This is a genomic window from Ureibacillus sp. GCM10028918 (assembly GCF_042666115.1).
GTDB lineage: Bacteria > Bacillota > Bacilli > Bacillales_A > Planococcaceae > Ureibacillus.
The window spans coordinates 1-19,415 of the sequence record NZ_JBHTFK010000037.1; the positions used below are offsets into that span (position 1 = coordinate 1).

The 19,415-nt window shown below is 39.4% G+C and carries 21 protein-coding genes and 2 other annotated features; all 21 genes read left to right on the forward strand.

All coding sequences use genetic code 11. The annotated features are described in order from the left end of the window. Positions 1 to 217 precede the first annotated feature (217 nt). The 21 genes from ACFQU5_RS17260 to rplJ all read left to right on the forward strand — a co-directional run bounded on the left by ACFQU5_RS17260 (position 218) and on the right by rplJ (position 19,399). A complete protein-coding gene (locus ACFQU5_RS17260; protein ID WP_390290627.1) occupies positions 218 to 523 on the forward strand; it encodes a magnetosome magnetite crystal formation protein family in 306 nt (101 codons plus the stop codon). Positions 524 to 791: 268 nt separating this feature from the next. Further along, a complete protein-coding gene (locus tag ACFQU5_RS17265) occupies positions 792 to 1,256 on the forward strand; it encodes a CtsR family transcriptional regulator (RefSeq protein WP_390290630.1) in 465 nt (154 codons plus the stop codon). 66 nt (positions 1,257 to 1,322) lie between these two features. Further along, complete coding sequence (locus tag ACFQU5_RS17270) at positions 1,323 to 1,877, forward strand: UvrB/UvrC motif-containing protein (protein ID WP_390290633.1); 555 nt, start codon at positions 1,323 to 1,325, stop codon at positions 1,875 to 1,877. Beyond that, the gene (mcsB, locus tag ACFQU5_RS17275) at positions 1,874 to 2,974 is read left to right on the forward strand and encodes a protein-arginine kinase McsB (protein WP_390290635.1); all 1,101 of its coding nucleotides are present in this window, start codon (positions 1,874 to 1,876) and stop codon (positions 2,972 to 2,974) included. The genes ACFQU5_RS17270 and mcsB overlap by 4 nt, the downstream gene beginning before the upstream one ends. Then, complete coding sequence (locus tag ACFQU5_RS17280; RefSeq protein WP_390290638.1) at positions 2,964 to 5,408, forward strand: ATP-dependent Clp protease ATP-binding subunit; 2,445 nt, start codon at positions 2,964 to 2,966, stop codon at positions 5,406 to 5,408. The genes mcsB and ACFQU5_RS17280 overlap by 11 nt, the downstream gene beginning before the upstream one ends. A 170-nt stretch (positions 5,409 to 5,578) precedes the next feature. Beyond that, the gene (gene radA, locus ACFQU5_RS17285; protein ID WP_390290641.1) at positions 5,579 to 6,955 is read left to right on the forward strand and encodes a DNA repair protein RadA; all 1,377 of its coding nucleotides are present in this window, start codon (positions 5,579 to 5,581) and stop codon (positions 6,953 to 6,955) included. A gap of 215 nt (positions 6,956 to 7,170) precedes the next feature. Beyond that, positions 7,171 to 8,262 carry a PIN/TRAM domain-containing protein gene (locus ACFQU5_RS17290; RefSeq protein WP_390290644.1) on the forward strand — a complete coding sequence of 364 codons (1,092 nt, stop codon included), beginning with the start codon at positions 7,171 to 7,173 and terminating at the stop codon, positions 8,260 to 8,262. A 101-nt stretch (positions 8,263 to 8,363) separates the two neighbouring features. Next, positions 8,364 to 9,047, forward strand: a complete 684-nt coding sequence (ispD, locus tag ACFQU5_RS17295; RefSeq protein WP_390290647.1) for a 2-C-methyl-D-erythritol 4-phosphate cytidylyltransferase — start codon at positions 8,364 to 8,366, stop codon at positions 9,045 to 9,047. A gap of 10 nt (positions 9,048 to 9,057) precedes the next feature. Next, entirely contained in the window at positions 9,058 to 9,534 is a 477-nt protein-coding gene (gene ispF, locus ACFQU5_RS17300) for a 2-C-methyl-D-erythritol 2,4-cyclodiphosphate synthase (protein ID WP_390290650.1), read from the forward strand. A 606-nt stretch (positions 9,535 to 10,140) separates the two neighbouring features. Then, a complete protein-coding gene (gene gltX, locus ACFQU5_RS17305; RefSeq protein WP_390290653.1) occupies positions 10,141 to 11,601 on the forward strand; it encodes a glutamate--tRNA ligase in 1,461 nt (486 codons plus the stop codon). 78 nt (positions 11,602 to 11,679) lie between these two features. Then, positions 11,680 to 11,907 (forward strand) — a binding site (T-box leader). A gap of 105 nt (positions 11,908 to 12,012) precedes the next feature. Then, positions 12,013 to 13,416, forward strand: a complete 1,404-nt coding sequence (gene cysS / locus ACFQU5_RS17310) for a cysteine--tRNA ligase (protein ID WP_390290656.1) — start codon at positions 12,013 to 12,015, stop codon at positions 13,414 to 13,416. A gap of 1 nt (position 13,417) precedes the next feature. Continuing rightward, on the forward strand, positions 13,418 to 13,834 hold the full coding sequence (locus tag ACFQU5_RS17315; RefSeq protein ID WP_390290659.1) for a Mini-ribonuclease 3: 417 nt from the start codon (positions 13,418 to 13,420) through the stop codon (positions 13,832 to 13,834). Further along, positions 13,834 to 14,586, forward strand: a complete 753-nt coding sequence (gene rlmB / locus ACFQU5_RS17320; protein ID WP_390290662.1) for a 23S rRNA (guanosine(2251)-2'-O)-methyltransferase RlmB — start codon at positions 13,834 to 13,836, stop codon at positions 14,584 to 14,586. The genes ACFQU5_RS17315 and rlmB overlap by 1 nt, the downstream gene beginning before the upstream one ends. Before the next feature lie 8 nt (positions 14,587 to 14,594). Continuing rightward, positions 14,595 to 15,107 (forward strand): NYN domain-containing protein, encoded by a 513-nt coding sequence (locus tag ACFQU5_RS17325; RefSeq protein ID WP_390290665.1) that lies wholly within the window; start codon positions 14,595 to 14,597, stop codon positions 15,105 to 15,107. 74 nt (positions 15,108 to 15,181) lie between these two features. Further along, the gene (gene sigH / locus ACFQU5_RS17330) at positions 15,182 to 15,829 is read left to right on the forward strand and encodes an RNA polymerase sporulation sigma factor SigH (protein ID WP_390290668.1); all 648 of its coding nucleotides are present in this window, start codon (positions 15,182 to 15,184) and stop codon (positions 15,827 to 15,829) included. Positions 15,830 to 15,915: 86 nt separating this feature from the next. Continuing rightward, on the forward strand, positions 15,916 to 16,062 hold the full coding sequence (gene rpmG / locus ACFQU5_RS17335) for a 50S ribosomal protein L33 (protein ID WP_390290671.1): 147 nt from the start codon (positions 15,916 to 15,918) through the stop codon (positions 16,060 to 16,062). Between the two features lie 195 nt (positions 16,063 to 16,257). Further along, complete coding sequence (secE, locus tag ACFQU5_RS17340; RefSeq protein ID WP_390290674.1) at positions 16,258 to 16,443, forward strand: preprotein translocase subunit SecE; 186 nt, start codon at positions 16,258 to 16,260, stop codon at positions 16,441 to 16,443. A gap of 204 nt (positions 16,444 to 16,647) precedes the next feature. After that, a complete protein-coding gene (gene nusG / locus ACFQU5_RS17345) occupies positions 16,648 to 17,184 on the forward strand; it encodes a transcription termination/antitermination protein NusG (RefSeq protein ID WP_390290677.1) in 537 nt (178 codons plus the stop codon). Between the two features lie 204 nt (positions 17,185 to 17,388). Next, on the forward strand, positions 17,389 to 17,814 hold the full coding sequence (gene rplK / locus ACFQU5_RS17350) for a 50S ribosomal protein L11 (protein ID WP_137730352.1): 426 nt from the start codon (positions 17,389 to 17,391) through the stop codon (positions 17,812 to 17,814). Positions 17,815 to 17,953: 139 nt separating this feature from the next. Beyond that, positions 17,954 to 18,652, forward strand: coding sequence for a 50S ribosomal protein L1 (gene rplA, locus ACFQU5_RS17355; RefSeq protein WP_390290680.1), 699 nt, complete (start codon positions 17,954 to 17,956; stop codon positions 18,650 to 18,652). 68 nt (positions 18,653 to 18,720) lie between these two features. Next, positions 18,721 to 18,865: a sequence feature (ribosomal protein L10 leader region), on the forward strand. 33 nt (positions 18,866 to 18,898) lie between these two features. Then, positions 18,899 to 19,399, forward strand: a complete 501-nt coding sequence (rplJ, locus tag ACFQU5_RS17360) for a 50S ribosomal protein L10 (RefSeq protein WP_137730350.1) — start codon at positions 18,899 to 18,901, stop codon at positions 19,397 to 19,399. Positions 19,400 to 19,415 lie beyond the last annotated feature (16 nt).

Below are 19,415 nucleotides of genomic sequence, written 5' to 3' on the forward strand. Positions count from 1 at the left end.
TACGAAACTTTGCGTTGTCCATCTTAATTGAACCGCCGTATACGGAACCGTACGTACGGTGGTGTGAGAGGTCGGGAGTTCATCACTCCCTCCTACTCGATTTTTAATTCCTCATAAAGGTTTTCAAAAAGGGAAACATAATTTGAAACTATTTGTGGTTTTATCCGTAAAAGTATTATAAGAAAAATAGTATTGTTACAGAAAGGCTGATAGATAGATGGAAAGTAAATGGGGAAAAGTAATTATACATGCAAGCGCATTTATTGCTCCGGTTTTAGTACCAATTTTGTTCTTTTTGTTGAGCTCGGAGGAGGAAATTAAGCGACTTTCTATTCAAGCCTTATTGTTCCAAGTTGTAATGTGGCTGTTAATAGGAATATCAAGCTTCTTTAGCGTAGTTTTAATCGGGATACCGTTTTTAATCGTTTTCGTAATTATGACAATTGTTGTGCCAATTATCGGTATTGTAAAGGCCTTAAGCAATGAAAAATGGAATTACCCTATTGTTGGAAGATGGGTGTAGGGAATTTGTAAAAATTAGGGTTTAGTTTAGATAGGGAAAAGTCATACTAGGAAATGAACCAAAAGTAATGATTTAATGCTTTTTGGGCTATTTCTTAACACAAAGATTTTGTGATGGGTATGTAAAAGAGGTGGTCTCAATTTCAAGTGAGATGACCTCTTTTTTGTTTAGAAATAACTTAGGCGTTTGATTTGCATTTTGATATTGATGTTTATATAATATAGTCAAAGATAGTCAAAGTCAGTAAACGATTGGGGTGAGGAATAAAATGAGAAATATATCTGATATCATTGAAGGTTATTTGAAACAAGTTATCGAATTAGGTGGTCAAGGACATATTGAAATTAAACGCAGTGAATTGGCAGATAAGTTCCAGTGCGTCCCCTCCCAAATTAATTATGTAATCAATACACGATTTACTGTTGAAAGAGGTTATCTTGTTGAAAGCAAACGAGGAGGCGGTGGCTATATCCGAATCTTACGTGTGAAAACACATTCCAAAGTTGATTTGCTAGAGGATATGATTAGTCAAATTCATCACGGTGCGACACAAGCGATGGCAGAAGATATTATTTATCGTTTAATCGATGAACAAGTTATTTCAAAGCGTGAAGCGAAACTGATGCTTGCTGCAATCGATAGGTCCACACTTCGATTGCAATTACCGATTAGAGATGAATTAAGGGCCTATATACTGAATTCAATGTTAACCACATTAAAATATGATCATTAAATGCAGGGCATATGCTCTCGATAAATTTACATTAATAAAAAACATTTTTAAAAAAGGGGTGAGGTCATGATTTGTGAACACTGTAAAGAGCGCCAAGCTACAGTAACAGTAACACAAGTAGTTAATGGCCAAAAAAGTGAAAAACATTATTGTGAGGTATGTGCACAAAATTTTCATCCTTTTAATCTAGACTTTCATAAAGAAGAACAAATCCCGATTCATCAACTTGTTTCCAACTTATTTGGATTACCGGTCTGGAATAGCGGGGCACAGGAAAAGACACAATCAACAGCTAACAAAAGTGCTCAATGTCCAACTTGCGGATTTACGTTTCGTAAATTTTTGAATGAAGGAAAGCTTGGTTGTCCACAATGTTATGAAACCTTTGGAAAACAACTTCCACTAGTTCTTTCAAAAATACAAGCAGGAACAACACATAATGGAAAAGCACCCGGTAAACCGAATCATCATAATGAATGGATCAAAAAGCAAATCGATTCCACTCGTGAACAATTGCAACTCGCAATCCGGGAGGAACGTTTTGAAGATGCGGCAGACTTACGAGATGAGATTCGCGAGATGGAGCGTAAGCTGGAACGTGGGGGTGTTGATGCACCATGAATCTAGAACATTTTTTAAAAAGCGAGGCACCTGGCTGGATGGATGTGAAAGGACTCGATGCAGATATTGTATTAAGCGCACGCATTCGATTGGCCAGAAACTTAGATGGATATCGTTTCCCATTAAGCTTTACAGAAAATGAAGCATATCAAATTGATGAAATCATTAAAGATGCCCTACTGTCTATTCAAGATGACACCCATCATTTTTCACATTTTACCATTAAGGAAATGCCTGCCTTACAGCGGCAAGTTCTGGTTGAAAAGCATCTAATCAGTCCGCTTTTAGCCAAAAAGGAAAAGTCCGCTTCTGTTCATATATCGAATGATGAAACAATAAGCATAATGGTAAACGAAGAAGATCACTTGCGTATTCAATGCTTAGCACCTGGATTGCAGCTTATAGAAACCTACTCGAATGCCTCAAAACTTGATAGTAAGTTAGAGGAACATCTACCTTATGCTTTTAATGATTCATTTGGATACTTAACAAGCTGCCCAACCAATGTTGGAACAGGACTTCGTGCTTCTGTCATGATGCATTTGCCCGCTTTAACTATGTCTAAACAAATAAAAGTAGTGACTCAAATGCTTGCAAGATTAGGAATGGTTGTAAGGGGTATATATGGAGAAGGCAGTGAAAATTTAGGGAATATCTATCAAATTTCTAATCAAATAACACTAGGTAAGTCTGAACAGGAGATTTTAAAAGATTTGCAAGAGGTCGCGTTGCAAATTATAAAAAACGAGCGCGGAGCTCGGGAGGCATTATTAAAAAGTTCTCGAATAAAATTAGAAGACCGCTTTAATCGTTCGTTAGGCACCCTGAAATATGCACGCATAATGACGAGCGAAGAAGCTGCTGCTTGTTTATCAAACGTTCGCCTTGGAGTGGATATGGGCATCATTAAAGAAGTCCCATTAAATGTATTAAATGAATGCATGATTCTTATACAACCAGGATTTGTACAGCAATATGCAGGTACAACTCTTCAAGCTAATGAACGAGATATGTATAGAGCAAAACTACTGCGTGAAAAGCTGAATTTGAATAATCCAAAGTTAATGGAAAAAGGAGAGGAAAGATATGATGTTTAACCGTTTTACTCAACGTGCACAAAAAGTATTGCAATTAGCACAAGAAGAAGCAATTCGCTGGAAACACGAATCCATAGGAACAGAGCATATTTTACTTGGCCTTATTCGTGAAGGTGGTGGAATCGCGGCGAAAGCCTTGGAAGCGATTGATGTGAGCCCACAAATTATAGAATCTGGTATTGAAGAGCTAGTTGGGAAAGGTGCAAAGGATGTTGGTCCGATTGTTCACTATACACCAAGAGCGAAAAAAGTCATTGAATTATCCGTAGACGAGTCAAGAAAACTTGGCCACGCCTATATCGGAACAGAGCATATCCTGCTTGCTTTAATCCGTGAAGGAGAAGGGGTTGCGGCTCGCGTACTGGCAAATGCAGGTGTGAGCTTAAATAAGGCACGTCAACAAGTTCTTTTATTGCTTGGAAATAATGATGCTGCTCAAAATGCGAGCAATCCTACTCAATCTGTTAATACACCGACTTTGGATGGGTTGGCTCGTGACTTAACAGCGATTGCACGTGAAGGTTCATTAGATCCTGTGATTGGTCGCAGTAAAGAAATTACTCGAGTGATCGAAGTGCTATCTCGCCGTACAAAAAACAACCCTGTCTTAATTGGTGAACCAGGGGTTGGTAAAACTGCAATTGCCGAAGGATTGGCACAGCAAATCGTAAATAACGAAGTACCTGAAACACTTCGTGATAAGCGTGTCATGACGTTGGATATGGGTACAGTTGTTGCAGGGACAAAATATCGTGGTGAGTTTGAAGATCGCTTGAAAAAAGTGATGGATGAAATTCGCCAAGCGGGTAACGTTATTCTCTTCATCGACGAGCTGCACACATTAATCGGTGCTGGTGGTGCAGAAGGAGCAATCGATGCTTCCAACATCTTAAAACCTTCATTAGCGCGTGGAGAACTACAATGTATCGGTGCTACAACATTGGATGAGTACCGTAAATACATTGAAAAAGATGCGGCTCTAGAGCGTCGTTTCCAACCTATTCAAGTCGATGAACCATCTGTTGATGAAACAATCCAAATTATTAAAGGTTTGCGTGATCGCTATGAAGCACATCACCGTGTGAAAATTACGGATGAAGCGGTTGACGCGGCAGCAAAATTATCAGATCGCTACATTTCAGATCGCTTCTTACCAGATAAAGCGATTGACTTGATTGATGAAGCTGGTTCAAAAGTACGCTTACGTTCATTCACGGTTCCACCAAATTTAAAAGCTTTGGAAGATAAATTAGAAGGTGTTCGTTCTGAGAAAAATGCAGCGGTATCAAGTCAAGAATTTGAAAAAGCAGCAGCATTAAGAGACACGGAACAAAAAATTAAAGATGAATTAGAGTCGACAAAGAAAACATGGAAAGAGAAACAAGGAAAAGAGGAATCTCAAGTAACCGTAGAAGACATCGCGATGGTGGTTTCAATGTGGACTGGAATTCCTGTTTCGAAAATTGCCCAAGAAGAATCAGCAAAACTTCTTAATCTTGAAGAAGAATTACACAAACGTGTGGTTGGTCAAGGAGAAGCAGTAGAAGCCATTTCCCGTGCAATTCGCCGTGCTCGTGCAGGACTAAAAGATCCAAAACGCCCAATCGGCTCATTCATCTTCCTAGGGCCTACAGGGGTTGGTAAAACGGAGCTTGCTCGTGCACTTGCTGAGGTTATGTTTGGTGATGAGGATGCAATGATTCGAATCGACATGTCCGAATACATGGAAAAACATTCAACTTCTCGCTTAGTTGGTTCACCTCCAGGTTATGTAGGGTTTGATGAAGGTGGTCAATTAACTGAAAAAGTCCGTCGCAAACCATATTCTGTTGTCTTGCTTGATGAAATTGAAAAAGCACATCCTGATGTGTTCAATATTTTACTTCAAGTATTGGATGATGGCCGCTTAACGGATTCAAAAGGACGTACTGTAGATTTCCGTAATACAGTGGTGATCATGACATCGAACGTTGGTGCAGATGCACTTAAATATCAAAAATCGTTAGGCTTCGGTGTTGGGAACGGAGCATCGTCGAAATATAAAGACATGAAAGGCACAATGCTTGAAGAGTTGAAAAAAGCATTCCGTCCTGAGTTCTTAAACCGTATCGATGAGATGATTGTGTTCCATTCGCTTGAAAAAGACGAGTTAAAACAAATCATCGCTCTGATGGCAAATTCTTTAACAAAACGCCTCAGAGAGCAAAATATCGAGCTGGAGCTAACGGAAGCTGCGCTTGAGAAAATTGCGGAAGAAGGATACGATCCGCAATATGGTGCCCGCCCATTACGCCGTGCACTGCAGAAACATGTTGAGGACCGCCTATCCGAAGAAGTGTTAAAAGGCACAATCAGCACTGGTCAAAGTGTCGTGATCGATTATGCTGATAATGAATTTGTCGTACTGCCAAAAAGTGCAGTGCTAACTAAATAATTTTAAGCAATTAAGCGATTGGCTACTTAGGTGGTCAATCGCTTTGTTTTTGTAAAGTGAATTGAAGCATGTGAATCTTTAAAATTAATCCACCGCTACTTATATATTAGGAGGTTCACAGTGTTGTCATGTACAATTAACAAAAGAAATAAATTCAAAGGAGAGTCAAGATGGCGAAAAAGAAAACGAAGTTTTGTTGTAATTCATGTGGCTATGAGTCTCCAAAATGGATGGGACGCTGTCCGGGTTGCGGCGGCTGGAATACAATGGTGGAAGAAGTAGAAGTCGTCTCAAAAGGTCCACGTGGTGCTTTCCAGCATTCCAACACAATCTCACAAAAAGCAACGCCTATTATTAATATCGAAATGTCAGATGAACCTCGCATTCCGACAGAAATGGATGAGCTAAATCGTGTTTTGGGAGGAGGGATCGTTCCAGGTTCTCTCGTTTTAATTGGAGGAGATCCTGGTATAGGTAAATCGACTTTATTAATGCAAGTATCAGCCCTTTTATCCAATAAAGGACATCGCGTATTGTACATATCCGGAGAAGAATCGATGCGTCAGACGAAACTTCGTGCTTCCCGTTTAGGCGTACAATCGCCGGAACTCTATATTTATTCTGAGACAAACCTGGAATTAATTAACCAAACAATCGAAGAAGTGGCGCCGAAATTTGTTATTATCGACTCGATTCAAACGATTCATCATCCAGAAGTGACTAGTGCTCCTGGTAGTGTTTCTCAAGTTCGTGAATGTACGGCAGAGTTAATGCGAATTGCTAAAACAAAAGGAATCGCTATTTTCTTGGTAGGCCACGTGACAAAAGAGGGGCAAATCGCTGGACCGCGTTTATTGGAACATATGGTGGATACCGTTCTGTATTTCGAAGGAGAGCGCCATCATACGTACCGAATTTTGCGAAGTGTAAAAAACCGTTTTGGTTCAACAAATGAAATAGCCATTTTTGAAATGGTACAGGCTGGCTTAAAAGAAGTATCGAATCCGTCTGAATTATTTTTAGAGGAGCGTTCCTATGATGCAGCTGGTTCCACCATTGTTGCCTCCATGGAAGGAACAAGGCCTATTCTGGTTGAAATTCAATCATTAGTAACTCCAACAAGCTTTAATTACCCGAAACGAATGTCTACTGGGGTAGATCAAAATCGAGTTCAACTTTTAATGGCTGTGTTGGAAAAACGGATGGGGCTGCTACTCCAAGCTCAGGATGCTTATATCAAAGTGGCGGGTGGTGTAAAGCTTGATGAACCTGCCATTGACTTAGCGGTTTTAACTTCCATTGTGTCCAGTTTTAAAGATCAGGCGGTCAAATCGACGGATTGCTTTATAGGAGAAGTCGGTTTAACAGGGGAAGTTCGCCGAGTGTCAAGGATTGAGCAACGAGTTCAAGAGGCGGCGAGATTAGGATTTAAACGTGCCTTTATCCCTGCTTCGAACCAAGGAGGCTGGGATTATCCTGGCGGTATTCAAGTTGTTGGCATTGAAACTATAAATGAAGCATTAAGAGCTTGTTTTAACGATTTATAATGAGGGATATTACCTAAAAAGTATCCCAAACGCGTGCCTATACAATCATTTTTGGTGTATGGGCATTTTTCCTTTTAATTTTGGGTACAAATAGAACATATCCTATCTTATACGCTAAAGAATATTTTCCCTTAATTTTAAAATTAATGAAGTGTTTTTAGCGAAAACAGTAGGTGAACTATGTATAATTGATAATAAGAAAAGGAGGTGGGAAGATGTTGAAAAGAGTAATACAAATTGCTTTCTTATTTATCGGAGGAGCGTTAGGTTTTGTTTTCTTACCGCCATTATACGAGTTTATTAATTTATCATCTAATCCCTGGCTTAACAATCCATATGTATCGGTAGCATTAGGGGCAATTTTGTTATTCGTTTTATCATTCGCATTATCGGATTACTTTGTAAAGCTAATAGTTTGGATGGAGGGTATTTTATTTAAAATCCCGGCAGCAGACCTTTTATTTGGGTCCCTGGGGTTAATTGTAGGGTTAATGGTTGCTTTTCTAATTGGTTTTGCGATTGAAAGAATCCAAATCCCTATTATTACAGAGTTTCTGCCAATGATTCTATCTATTTTACTAGGTTATCTAGGTTTCCGTGTTGGGTTTACAAAGCGTGAGGAACTCGGTCAAATGTTTTCAAAATCCAATACAGGACAAAAGAAGAAGTCGGGTGATTCAATAGCCCAACCAGAGGAAAAGCAACTATACAAATTGTTAGATACGAGCGTCATTATAGATGGACGAATTGCTGATATTTCCTCAACAGGGTTTATTGAAGGAGTTCTTATAGTTCCCCAATTCGTTCTGACGGAACTACAGCATATTGCCGACTCATCAGATACGTTAAAACGTACGCGTGGCCGAAGAGGGCTGGATATGTTGAAAAAATTACAAGATGAGCGTCTCACAACTGTACAAATCTCGGAGGAAGATTTTGAGGATGTACAAGAGGTTGATTTAAAGCTAGTGCGTCTTGCAAAGAAAATGGGTGCGCAGATCTTAACGAATGATTTTAATTTGAATAAGGTTTGTGATCTACACCATGTCCAAGTATTAAATATTAATGATTTGGCAAATGCTGTGAAGCCTGTTGTCATTCCTGGTGAAGATATGCAGGTGGTTGTAATAAAAGATGGAAAAGAACAAAATCAAGGGGTCGCTTATTTGGATGACGGCACGATGATTGTTGTAGAAGGCGGCCGAAGCTATATTGGGCAGGCGATTACCGTAACGGTGACAAGTGTTCTCCAAACATCAGCGGGACGCATGATATTCGCCAAGCCTAAAGACGAACAAGTAGCCTAAATAGATATAAAAACAGTAGCCTATGGTCCTTTTTAGTTTAAATAGAGGACGGATTAAGGCAATTATCGATAAATGCAGTTTGAAGAGTGGGAAGTGAATTTGTGCAGTATGAAGTAGTGCTCCCGGCAGCAGGAAGTGGAAAACGCATGGGGGCGGGACAAAATAAATTATTTTTAAAGCTTAATAATAAGCCGATTCTGATCCATACATTAGAAATTTTCCAAAATGATGATGATTGTACAGGTATTTGGCTTGCGGTAAAGCCGGAAGAGCGCGAGTATATTCAAGCTTTGCTGGACCGTTATCACATTACTAAGGTGAGCGGCCTGCCAAATGGTGGCGAAGAACGGCAGCATTCAGTCCATTCATGTATTAAGGCGATGCATCAAGTAGAAATTGTGCTGGTACATGATGCAGCAAGGCCTTTTATAACGAAGCCAATTATCTCGCGTTTGGTAGAGGTTGCCCATGAGAAAGGGGCAGTCATTGCCGGCGTAAAAGCAAAGGACACAATGAAAAAAGTACGGGATGGTGTAATCATCGAAACGGTTGATCGAGAGAGTTTGTGGATGATTCAAACACCACAAGCTTTTCGTTTCGATTTATTGCAGCATGCAGAGGATGTAGCAGAAAAACAAGGCTTTTTGGGAACGGATGAAGCAATGCTTGTTGAACGCTTAGGGCACCAAGTACATATTGTTGAAAGTACCTATGAAAATGTAAAAATGACAACAACAGAAGATTTAATATTTGGAGAAGCGATATTAAAGCAACGTAACAGCTAGGAGGAGTATTATGTTTCGAGTAGGACAAGGTTTTGACGTACATGCATTCGCAGAAGGACGTCCGTTAATAATTGGTGGGATTGAGATTCCCCATGATCGAGGACTTTTAGGACATTCCGATGCAGATGTGTTATTGCATACAGTAACTGATGCGGCATTAGGAGCGATTGGAGAAGGAGATATTGGTCATCATTTTCCTGATACAGATCCAGAATTTAAAGATGCTGATAGTGCAAAATTGCTAGAATACATTTGGAAGATTGTAGAAGAGAAAGGCTATGTACTTGGAAATGTGGATTGTACAATTATGGCCCAGCGCCCTAAAATGGCTCCATATATTGAACCAATGCGTAATCGAATTGCCGAGCTCTTAAAAGCTGATCCATCTCAAGTAAATGTGAAAGCAACGACAACTGAGAAATTAGGCTTCACGGGCCGTGAAGAAGGAATTGCAGCAATGGCAACGATTTTATTAATTAAGAAATAAGAGCTCGAATCATAGAGTTTCTTTCACGGCTGGGCGAGCCCGCTCCACTTTTTTTGATGTCTAGTTGCGAACGCTAGCTCTTCGACAACTTCGGTGCTGTCTTCAAGGACAAAGAGCGTCCTTGTAGCCACCGCCTCCAGTTGTTGTCAGAGCTGGGCAAGCGTTCTCCACTTTTCTTAATGTCTAGTTGCGCGGGCTAGCCGCTCGGAAACTTCGGTGCTGACTGAAAGGACAAAGAGCGTCCTTACAGTCAGCCCCTCCGCCGCACACGGATGTGCAAGTGCCGACAATGCCACACGATGTGGCGTTTTTGTCGGCCAGTTCCTTTCACGGCTGGGCGAGCCCGCTCCACTTTTCTTCATGTCTAGTTGCGAACGCTAGCTCTTCGACAACTTCGGAGCTGTCTGCAAGGACAAAGAGCGTCCTTGTAGCCACCCCCTCCAGTTGTTGTCAGAGCTGGGCAAGCGTTCTCCACATTTCTGTCTTACTTTTCATTCTTATTCTTGAGTGGTAAAATGTACAAGGTTAACATGAGAAGAGATGTAGTTTTGCGATTTCTCAATATATATAACAAACTTTTTGAACTAATAGTAGGAGGCAATTATTATGACGAAGGAAGTTCGCGTTCGTTATGCGCCAAGTCCAACTGGATTTTTACACATTGGTGGCGCGCGTACGGCGTTATTTAACTATTTATATGCAAAACATCACAACGGTAAATTTATCGTTCGTATTGAGGATACAGATATTGAACGTAACATAGAGGGTGGAGAAGCCTCTCAGCTTGATAACTTACGTTGGTTAGGAATTACGCCTGATGAGTCGATTGATATCGGTGGACCGTATGCACCATATCGCCAGATGGAACGTTTAGATGTTTATACTAAGCATGCAGAAGAATTATTGGAGCGTGGAATTGCTTATAAATGTTTCTGTACATCAGAAGAGTTGGAAGCTTCACGTGAAGCACAAAGAGCAAGAGGAGTTGCAGCGCCTACTTATGACGGGAAGTGCCGTCACCTAACAAAAGAAGAAGTTGCTGCAAAGGAAGCGGAAGGTATTCCACACACAATCCGTATGGGCGTACCTGAAAACACAACTTACCGTTTCACAGACTTAGTACGCGGTGAAGTTACGTTTGAATCAAAAGATATTGGTGACTGGGTACTAGTAAAAGCGAACGGAATTCCAACATATAACTATGCCGTTGTTTTAGATGATCACTTTATGGACATTACTCATGTATTCCGTGGGGAAGAGCATTTATCTAATACACCAAAACAAATGATGATTTTTGATGCATTTGATTGGGAATATCCACAATACGGCCATATGACATTAATTGTGAACGAAGACCATAAAAAATTATCAAAACGTGATGAGTCGATTATTCAATTTGTTACACAATATAAAGAGCTTGGTTATTTACCAGAAGCAATGTTTAACTTCTTTGCCCTTTTAGGATGGTCTCCAGAAGGAGAAGAAGAGATCTTCACTAAAGAACAATTCATTGAAATTTTTGATGCAAAACGACTTTCCAAGTCACCATCGATGTTCGATAAAAATAAACTAACATGGATGAACAACCAATATATTAAAAAGCTGCCTTTAGAAAAAGTGGTTGAATTATCGTTGCCACATTTACAAAAAGCAGGCTTGCTTCCACAAGAATTAAACGAAGAGCAAACACAGTGGGCGACAGCTTTAATTAGCTTATATCATAATCAAATGAGCTTTGGTGCAGAAATTGTTGAGCTATCAAGCCTATTCTTTACAGAAGAAATTGAATATGATGAAGCTGCGGAAGAAGTATTGGCTGGTGAACAGATTCCGGAAGTGATGACTTCATTTAAAGCACAGCTTGAAGCACAAGAAAACTTTGATGCACCGTCCATTAAAGCCGCTATTAAAGCAGTTCAAAAAGAGACAGGGCACAAAGGGAAAAACCTATTCATGCCAATTCGTGTTGTAACAACTGGTCAAACGCATGGACCGGAATTAGCGGATGCCATCGCTTTAATCGGGAAAGAAAAGGCGATTGCCCGTATAGAAAAATACGTAAAGTAACCATTTCAATTAATTGACTTTTACTGAACCTATTGTAAAATGAAATTACTTTAAGTCGTAATCGTATGAATTAAAAACTGTAAAGCGTTGATAAGGAGAAGTACATAAAATATGCTTCAAAAGAGAGGGTCATCATCGGCTGAAAGCGACCTGGGCCACTATTTTATGGAAATGCACCTTTGAGCACTTAGCTGAAATTAGTAGGCAAGTCGAGTCGTCCGGCGTTAACGGACTTTCGAGTGGAAAGCATTTCAGGTTTTTAAAATGCTTTCAATCAGAGTGGAACCACGCACTAGCGTCTCTGTCTTTTCATGTGAAAAGATAGAGGCGTTTTTTATTTTAATTGGCTTTCTAAAACGAAAAATGCCTGAAGTGATTAGTAATAAAGAAAAAATTAAAGGAGAGAGTCAAATGACGATCCAAATATTTAATTCCTTAACAAGACAAAAAGAACCGTTTGTTCCAATTGAAGAAGGCAAAGTAAAAATGTATGTATGCGGCCCGACGGTTTATAACTTTATTCATATTGGGAATGCACGTCCGGTTATTGTATATGATACGGTTCGTCGCTACTTCCAATATAAAGGCTTTGATGTAAAATACGTTTCGAACTTTACAGATGTGGACGACAAAATCATTAAAGCGGCAAATGAATTAGGTGAAGATGTTTTCGAATTAACAAATCGATTTATTGACGCTTATTTTGAGGATATTACGGCTCTTGGCTGCAAAAAGGCCGACGTACATCCTCGCGTAACAAACCATATGCAAGATATTATTGACTTTATCGGTGTATTAATCGAAAAAGGATATGCATACGAATCACAGGGAGACGTGTATTACCGCACGCGTAAATTTGATGGATATGGGAAATTATCGCATCAACCGATTGATGACCTAAAAGTGGGTGCCCGTATTGAAGCAGGTGAGAAAAAAGAGGATCCCCTAGATTTCGCACTTTGGAAAGCGGCAAAACCTGGCGAAATTAAGTGGGAAAGTGCTTGGGGTGAAGGCCGACCAGGATGGCATATAGAATGTTCGGTAATGGCACGCGAACATTTAGGTGACACAATTGATATCCACGCAGGTGGCCAGGATTTAACATTCCCTCACCACGAAAATGAAATTGCTCAATCTGAAGCCTATACTGGAAAAGAATTTGCGCGTTACTGGATGCACAACGGGTATATTAATATCGACAATGAGAAGATGTCAAAATCTCTTGGTAATTTTGTGTTGGTGAATGACATCCGTCAGCAAATCGACCCGCAAGTCTTACGATTCTTTATGCTATCTGTACATTATCGTCATCCCATTAATTTTGCGCAGGATTTAGTTGAGTCTGCCCAAGCTGGATTAGAAAGACTTCGTACTGCTTATTCTAATATTGAGTACCGATTAACAGCTTCAACGAATCTCACTAATAACGGTGAGGAATATTTAACAAAAATCACTGAAGTGAAAAAGCAATTTGAAATTGCAATGGATGATGATTTCAATACTGCAAATGCTATATCTGCATTATTTGAATTAGCGCGTATTGCTAATACCTACTTAAACGAAGCAAATACAGAAGAACTTGTATTGAAACAGTTTATCGAAACATTTGACGCACTTGGCGACGTCCTAGGTATTAAATTCGTTGTGGAAAATGAGTTGTTGGATGAGGAAATTGAAGCTTTAATCGAAGAGCGCAACATGGCACGTAAAAATCGCGATTTTGCTCGTTCGGATGAAATTCGTGACCAGCTTTTAAATATGAATATTGTTTTGGAAGATACACGTCAAGGTACACGTTGGAAACGGGGTTTGTAGTATGACACAACTTCGTATAGAAGATGTAAAACAACTAAATGCACTAGCATTAGCTTATATGGGGGATGCTGTTCTCGAACAAAAGGTTCGGGAGCATCTTCTCTTGAATGGACGAGCAAAGCCTAATCGACTGCATAATGAGGCCACAAGTTATGTTTCAGCTAAAGCTCAATCTATGATTATACATCGCTTAATGGACGAAAATTACCTAACAGAAGAAGAGGTCGCCGTCTTTAAAAGAGGACGCAACGCAAAATCGGGTTCAGTTCCGAAAAATACAGATGTGCAAACTTATCGGAATAGTTCTGGATTTGAAGCGGTTTTAGGAAGTCTATATTTAACAAAGCAATATGAACGAGTCTATGAAATGATCGAGTATGCAATAAAAATTGTTGAGCAATCAAAGGGGGCTTCGTAATGACTGAACACAATAATGAAATGATTGCTGGAAAAAACCCGGTACTTGAAGCACTGCGTTCTGGAAGAGAGATCAATAAGCTTTGGATAGCTGAAGGTGTAAAGAAGACAGGTATTAACGAGGTATTGGATTTAGCGCGTGAGCGTGGAGTACTTGTGCAATTTGTCCCTAAGAAAAAGGTGGATCAATTATCGAGTGAAAACCACCAAGGTATTGTTGCTTCTGTAGCAGCTTATAAATATTCAGAGTTAGAAGATTTGTTTAAAGCGGCGAAAGCAAAAAATGAAGATCCTTTTTTCCTTATTCTTGATGAGCTTGAAGATCCCCATAACCTTGGTTCTATCATTCGAACAGCAGATGCTATCGGTGTTCATGGAGTTATTATTCCAAAGAGACGTGCGGTGGGGTTAACTGCGGTTGTTGCGAAGGCTTCTACGGGGGCAATCGAGCATGTTCCTGTTGTTCGAGTGACAAACCTGGCGCAAACGGTTGATGAATTAAAGGAGAATGGTGTTTGGATAGCGGGGACTGATGCGAAAGGATCTGCTGATTATCGCAAGATGGATGCAACCTTGCCACTAGCGATTATAATCGGCAGCGAAGGTCGTGGGATGAGCAGATTACTAAAAGATAAATGTGATTTTTTATATCACTTGCCAATGGTCGGTCATGTGAATTCCTTAAATGCTTCAGTAGCTGCTGCTCTTTTAATGTATGAAGTTTACCGCAAGCGCCAAGAGAAGAATGGATAAGTTGTATCATGCAAACGATTTTAATTGTCGACGGATACAATATGATAGGCGCATGGAAGGAATTAAGACCTCTTCGTGATACGAATTTTGAGGAAGCACGCAATCGCTTGCTTGAACTTATGGCCGAATACAAAGCGACCATGGGTGTGCGGGTGATTGTCGTGTTCGATGCCCACTTAGTTCCTGGAGTACAGCAAACTTATGTGCAAAATGCGGTTGAAATCATTTATACTAGAAAAAATGAAACAGCAGATGAACGGATTGAAAAATTAACAAATGAATTAAAGGGGCGCAAAATACAAATCTATGTAGCTACTTCCGATATGACAGAGCAAAATGTTATTTTCGGAAATGGCGCCCTTCGCAAGTCGGCAAGAGAACTAGAAATAGAGATGGAAATTATAAAGTCCAGTATCACGCAGAAAGTAAAAGTAACCCATGAAGAAAAACCGAAATCTAGGATTCAATTATCGAAAGAAGTAGAGCTAGCTTTTGAGAAATGGAGAAGAGGTTTAAAATAACTAGGTTGACCTATATTTTCCAGTTCCGTTATACTATTCCTAACACACTATACGAACGTTCTGGGGTGATGCCGATGCTAAAAGAGAGTCAAACACAAGTCTTGCAACGATTTGAAGACCTTTCAGATGAACAACTTATTGAAGAAGTACATCACGGGAATACAGAGGCGTTAGATTACTTAATTACAAAATATCGACTGTTTGTAAAAGCGAAGGCGCGCTCCTATTTTTTGATTGGAGCAGACAAGGAGGATATCATTCAAGAAGGAATGATAGGTTTATATAAATCAATAAGAGATTTTAAGGGAGACAAGCTTTCTTCTTTTAGGGCATTTGCGGAGCTCTGTATCACACGTCAAATTATTACTGCCATTAAAACAGCGACGCGTCAAAAACATATCCCGCTAAATTCCTATGTCTCTCTCGATAAACCAATCTATGATGAAGAATCAGATAGAACATTAATGGATATCATCACTAGTTCAGAGTCAGAAGATCCGGTGTATTTAATGATTAATCGTGAAGAATATTCTCATCTTGAAGAAAAAATAGGGGAAATCTTAAGTGAGCTTGAACAACAAGTTTTAGCTTTATACTTAGATGGACAATCCTATAATGAAATATCGGAAGAATTGAATCGCCATGTTAAGTCGATAGATAATGCTCTGCAACGTGTAAAACGTAAGTTGGAGCGTCACCTCGAAATAGGGGAAATGAGTTGAGCAAAACTTTGCCCTTATTGACAGCAAAAGGTTTAGGTGTTAGTCTTTAAAAGACAAAATGCAAAAAAATAGGTGAATTTTCAAAAATGCCAAAAAAAATCGTTTTATGTTGTGAAAAATGTGGCTCCAGAAATTATTCGGTTCCTGAAAGAGCCAATGCAAATGAGCGTCTCGAATTGAAAAAGTTTTGTTCACATTGCAATGAACATACGGTGCATAAACAAACTCGATAATTATACTTCCAATGAATACGAATCGTTCTATCACTCTCTACGTATTCAAACAGCTGATTGAAGTTAAAAAGCGGATGTTGCGAAGTTGATCGAATGGTATTCATAAATTTTCGGCGAACAAACGCGCCTACGCATTTGATTTAGTAAATTAGATTGAAACATAGAATAGATGATTTGTTCGGAGGTTAAGCTAGAATGGGCAAGATTAAACAGTTTCTATCAGACGTAATGTCTGAAATGAGAAAGACAAGCTGGCCAAAAAGTAAAGAGCTTACAAAATATACAGTTGTCGTAGTTTCAACGGTTATTGTTATGGCTATCTTTTTTGTGTTAGCTGACTTAGGTATTTCAGAACTATTCCGCTGGTATATCGATCTATAAAATGAATTGTTAATATTTCGAAAATGGCCCGTCTTTAAGTATTAACGGGTTTTTTTCATTTGTTTTTGGTTTATGTTAAATAAAAAATACGATTTACCGCCAAAAAAAGCGATGGATGATAGTTTTTTACGTGACTTGGATAAAAAGCTACACGAGGCGTATGTGATGAGTGAAGGAGGGACGGACATTTAGTCCGGCAACGATATGGAAAAAAGATGGTATGTAGTTCATACTTATTCAGGCTATGAAAATCGTGTGAAAGCAAATCTTGAAAAACGTGTTGAAACAATGGGAATGCAGGATAATATTTTCCGCGTTATTGTTCCAGAACACGAAGAAACAGATTTAAAAGATGGGAAAAAGAAGACAGTAATGCGCAAAGTATTCCCTGGTTACGTATTGGTAGAGATGATTTTAACTGACGAATCGTGGTATGTGGTACGTAATACACCGGGTGTTACAGGATTTATTGGATCTTCAGGCGGAGGTGCAAAACCTACACCTCTATTACCTGAAGAGGTAGATCGTCTGCTTCGTCAAATGGGTATCTCGAAAAAGACGGTTGGCGAATTGGATATCACTGTCGGGGAAGTAGTCGAAGTATTAGAAGGGCCGTTTGCTCATTTCCAAGGTAAAGTAGAAGAAATTGATGTAGACAAAGGGAAAGTTAAAGTTAGTGTCGACATGTTTGGTCGTGAAACGAAGATGGAACTTGACTTTGAACAAATTCAAAAGATGTAATAGTGCAACACTCTGATATCTTTGAATAAGATTTTACTTGCTAATATAATTTAAAAGTGATATCATTTCATAGGTCAGACTGTCCAAGTACAGTTTGTCAATGAAAATTAATCTTTTAATGTTATCGGCAAATAGCTGACAGACAGATATTGAGTGGGAGGGGCAACCCAGTTACCACATCACGGACTTAAGGAGGTGTGTCTCGTGGCTAAAAAAGTTATTAAAATTGTAAAACTTCAAATCCCTGCTGGTAAAGCTAATCCAGCTCCACCGGTTGGTCCTGCATTAGGTCAAGCAGGTGTTAATATCATGGGATTCTGTAAGGAGTTCAACGCTCGTACTGCTGATCAAGCTGGTTTAATTATTCCAGTTGAAATCACAGTTTTCGAAGACCGTTCTTTCACTTTCATTACAAAAACTCCACCTGCAGCAGTGTTACTTAAAGTAGCAGCAGGTATCCAATCTGGATCAGGTGAACCAAACCGTAAAAAAGTTGCAACGGTTAAACGTGATAAAGTGCGCGAAATCGCTGAACAAAAAATGCCAGACCTAAATGCTGCTTCAGTTGAATCAGCTATGGCGATGGTTGAAGGTACAGCGCGCAGCATGGGTATTGTTATCGAAGACTAATTCGTAACAAGTGCCTAGTTTACTTGATGATTAGAAGGCTTTTGTTTTTTGGAGGTTGCGGTAAGTTCTTTGGGAACAAGCGCAACCTCTATTCGTGGGAGGAATATCCGCTATAACCACAATCAAGGAGGAAATTATAATGGCAAAAAAAGGTAAAAGACTGCAAGAGGCAGCTAAATTAGTTGACCGTTCAACTTTATATACTGCTGAAGAAGCAATTGCTTTAGCAAAACAAACAAGCACAGTAAAGTTCGATGCAACAGTTGAAGTTGCTTTCAAACTTGGAATCGATACTCGTAAAAACGACCAACAAATCCGTGGTGCAGTAGTGCTACCAAACGGTACTGGTAAAACTCAACGTGTATTAGTATTCGCTAAAGGTGAAAAACTTAAAGAAGCTGAAGCTGCTGGTGCTGACTATGTAGGTGATGCAGAATTCATCAACAAAATCCAACAAGGTTGGTTCGAGTTTGATGTAATCGTTGCAACTCCTGATATGATGGGTGAAGTTGGTAAACTTGGTCGTGTATTAGGACCTAAAGGTTTAATGCCAAACCCTAAAACTGGTACAGTTACTTTTGATGTAACTAAAGCAATCAACGAAATCAAAGCTGGTAAAGTAGAATACCGTGCTGACAAAGCTGGTATCATCCACGCTCCTATCGGTAAAGTTTCATTTGAAACTGAAAAATTAGTTGAAAACTTCTTAGCTGTATTTGACGTAGTTCAAAAAGCAAAACCTGCAGCAGCTAAAGGTACTTACATGAAATCTGTAAATGTTACATCAACAATGGGACCATCAGTGAAAATTGATTCTTCTAGCGTAGCTGTAAAATAATAATATAAAGTAATTTATTTATAAATAATGTTGACAACGCTTGTCTTTCTTGATAAGATGAATGACGTTGTGAATATCCATTTGTACCGTAGACAGTAGGGGTGCTTAGCACTTAAATCTCCCTACCGAGGACACAGAAATCGGATTCTTTTAAGATGATGAATTTTCCGCCTCTAGTCTACTAATATGGCTAGAGGCTTTTCTTATGTCGGTATAAATGACCCATTCTAATAGGAGGTGTCAATCATGAGCAATGTAATCGAAACAAAAAAAGCAGTTGTACAAGAAATCGCTGATAAGTTCCAAGCTGCAGCTTCAGTAGTTGTAGTGGATTACCGTGGTTTAACTGTTGGTCAAGTTACAGAACTTCGTAAACAACTTCGTGAAGCGGGTGTTGAGTTCAAAGTATACAAAAATACTTTAACTCGTCGTGCATCTGAAATCGCTGGTGTTGAAGCAATTAACGAATTCTTAACTGGTCCAAACGCTGTTGCGTTCTCTAACGAAGACGTAGTAGCTCCAGCGAAAATCATCAATGAGTTCGCTAAAAAGAACGAAGCTCTTGAAATCAAAGCTGGTATCATCGAAGGTAACGTTTCTTCGGCTGATGATGTGAAAGCTCTTGCAGAACTTCCATCACGCGAAGGTTTACTTTCAATGCTTTTATCTGTACTTCAAGCTCCAGTGCGCAACTTCGCACTTGCAACAAAAGCTGTTGCAGAACAAAAAGAAGAGCAAGGTGCTTAATAGTAGCCTAAACTTC

Coding starts and splice junctions, on each gene's coding strand:
- sigH (WP_390290668.1), top strand. CDS start 15,182: ATGCTAAAAGAGAGTCAAACACAAGTCTTGCAACGATTTGAAGACCTT.
- rpmG (WP_390290671.1), top strand. CDS start 15,916: ATGCCAAAAAAAATCGTTTTATGTTGTGAAAAATGTGGCTCCAGAAAT.
- radA (WP_390290641.1), top strand. CDS start 5,579: ATGGCGAAAAAGAAAACGAAGTTTTGTTGTAATTCATGTGGCTATGAG.
- rplA (WP_390290680.1), top strand. CDS start 17,954: ATGGCAAAAAAAGGTAAAAGACTGCAAGAGGCAGCTAAATTAGTTGAC.
- ACFQU5_RS17290 (WP_390290644.1), top strand. CDS start 7,171: ATGTTGAAAAGAGTAATACAAATTGCTTTCTTATTTATCGGAGGAGCG.
- cysS (WP_390290656.1), top strand. CDS start 12,013: ATGACGATCCAAATATTTAATTCCTTAACAAGACAAAAAGAACCGTTT.
- ACFQU5_RS17280 (WP_390290638.1), top strand. CDS start 2,964: ATGATGTTTAACCGTTTTACTCAACGTGCACAAAAAGTATTGCAATTA.
- secE (WP_390290674.1), top strand. CDS start 16,258: ATGGGCAAGATTAAACAGTTTCTATCAGACGTAATGTCTGAAATGAGA.
- ACFQU5_RS17265 (WP_390290630.1), top strand. CDS start 792: ATGAGAAATATATCTGATATCATTGAAGGTTATTTGAAACAAGTTATC.
- rplJ (WP_137730350.1), top strand. CDS start 18,899: ATGAGCAATGTAATCGAAACAAAAAAAGCAGTTGTACAAGAAATCGCT.
- ACFQU5_RS17260 (WP_390290627.1), top strand. CDS start 218: ATGGAAAGTAAATGGGGAAAAGTAATTATACATGCAAGCGCATTTATT.
- ACFQU5_RS17270 (WP_390290633.1), top strand. CDS start 1,323: ATGATTTGTGAACACTGTAAAGAGCGCCAAGCTACAGTAACAGTAACA.
- rlmB (WP_390290662.1), top strand. CDS start 13,834: ATGACTGAACACAATAATGAAATGATTGCTGGAAAAAACCCGGTACTT.
- ACFQU5_RS17315 (WP_390290659.1), top strand. CDS start 13,418: ATGACACAACTTCGTATAGAAGATGTAAAACAACTAAATGCACTAGCA.
- ispF (WP_390290650.1), top strand. CDS start 9,058: ATGTTTCGAGTAGGACAAGGTTTTGACGTACATGCATTCGCAGAAGGA.
- nusG (WP_390290677.1), top strand. CDS start 16,648: ATGGAAAAAAGATGGTATGTAGTTCATACTTATTCAGGCTATGAAAAT.
- gltX (WP_390290653.1), top strand. CDS start 10,141: ATGACGAAGGAAGTTCGCGTTCGTTATGCGCCAAGTCCAACTGGATTT.
- ACFQU5_RS17325 (WP_390290665.1), top strand. CDS start 14,595: ATGCAAACGATTTTAATTGTCGACGGATACAATATGATAGGCGCATGG.
- mcsB (WP_390290635.1), top strand. CDS start 1,874: ATGAATCTAGAACATTTTTTAAAAAGCGAGGCACCTGGCTGGATGGAT.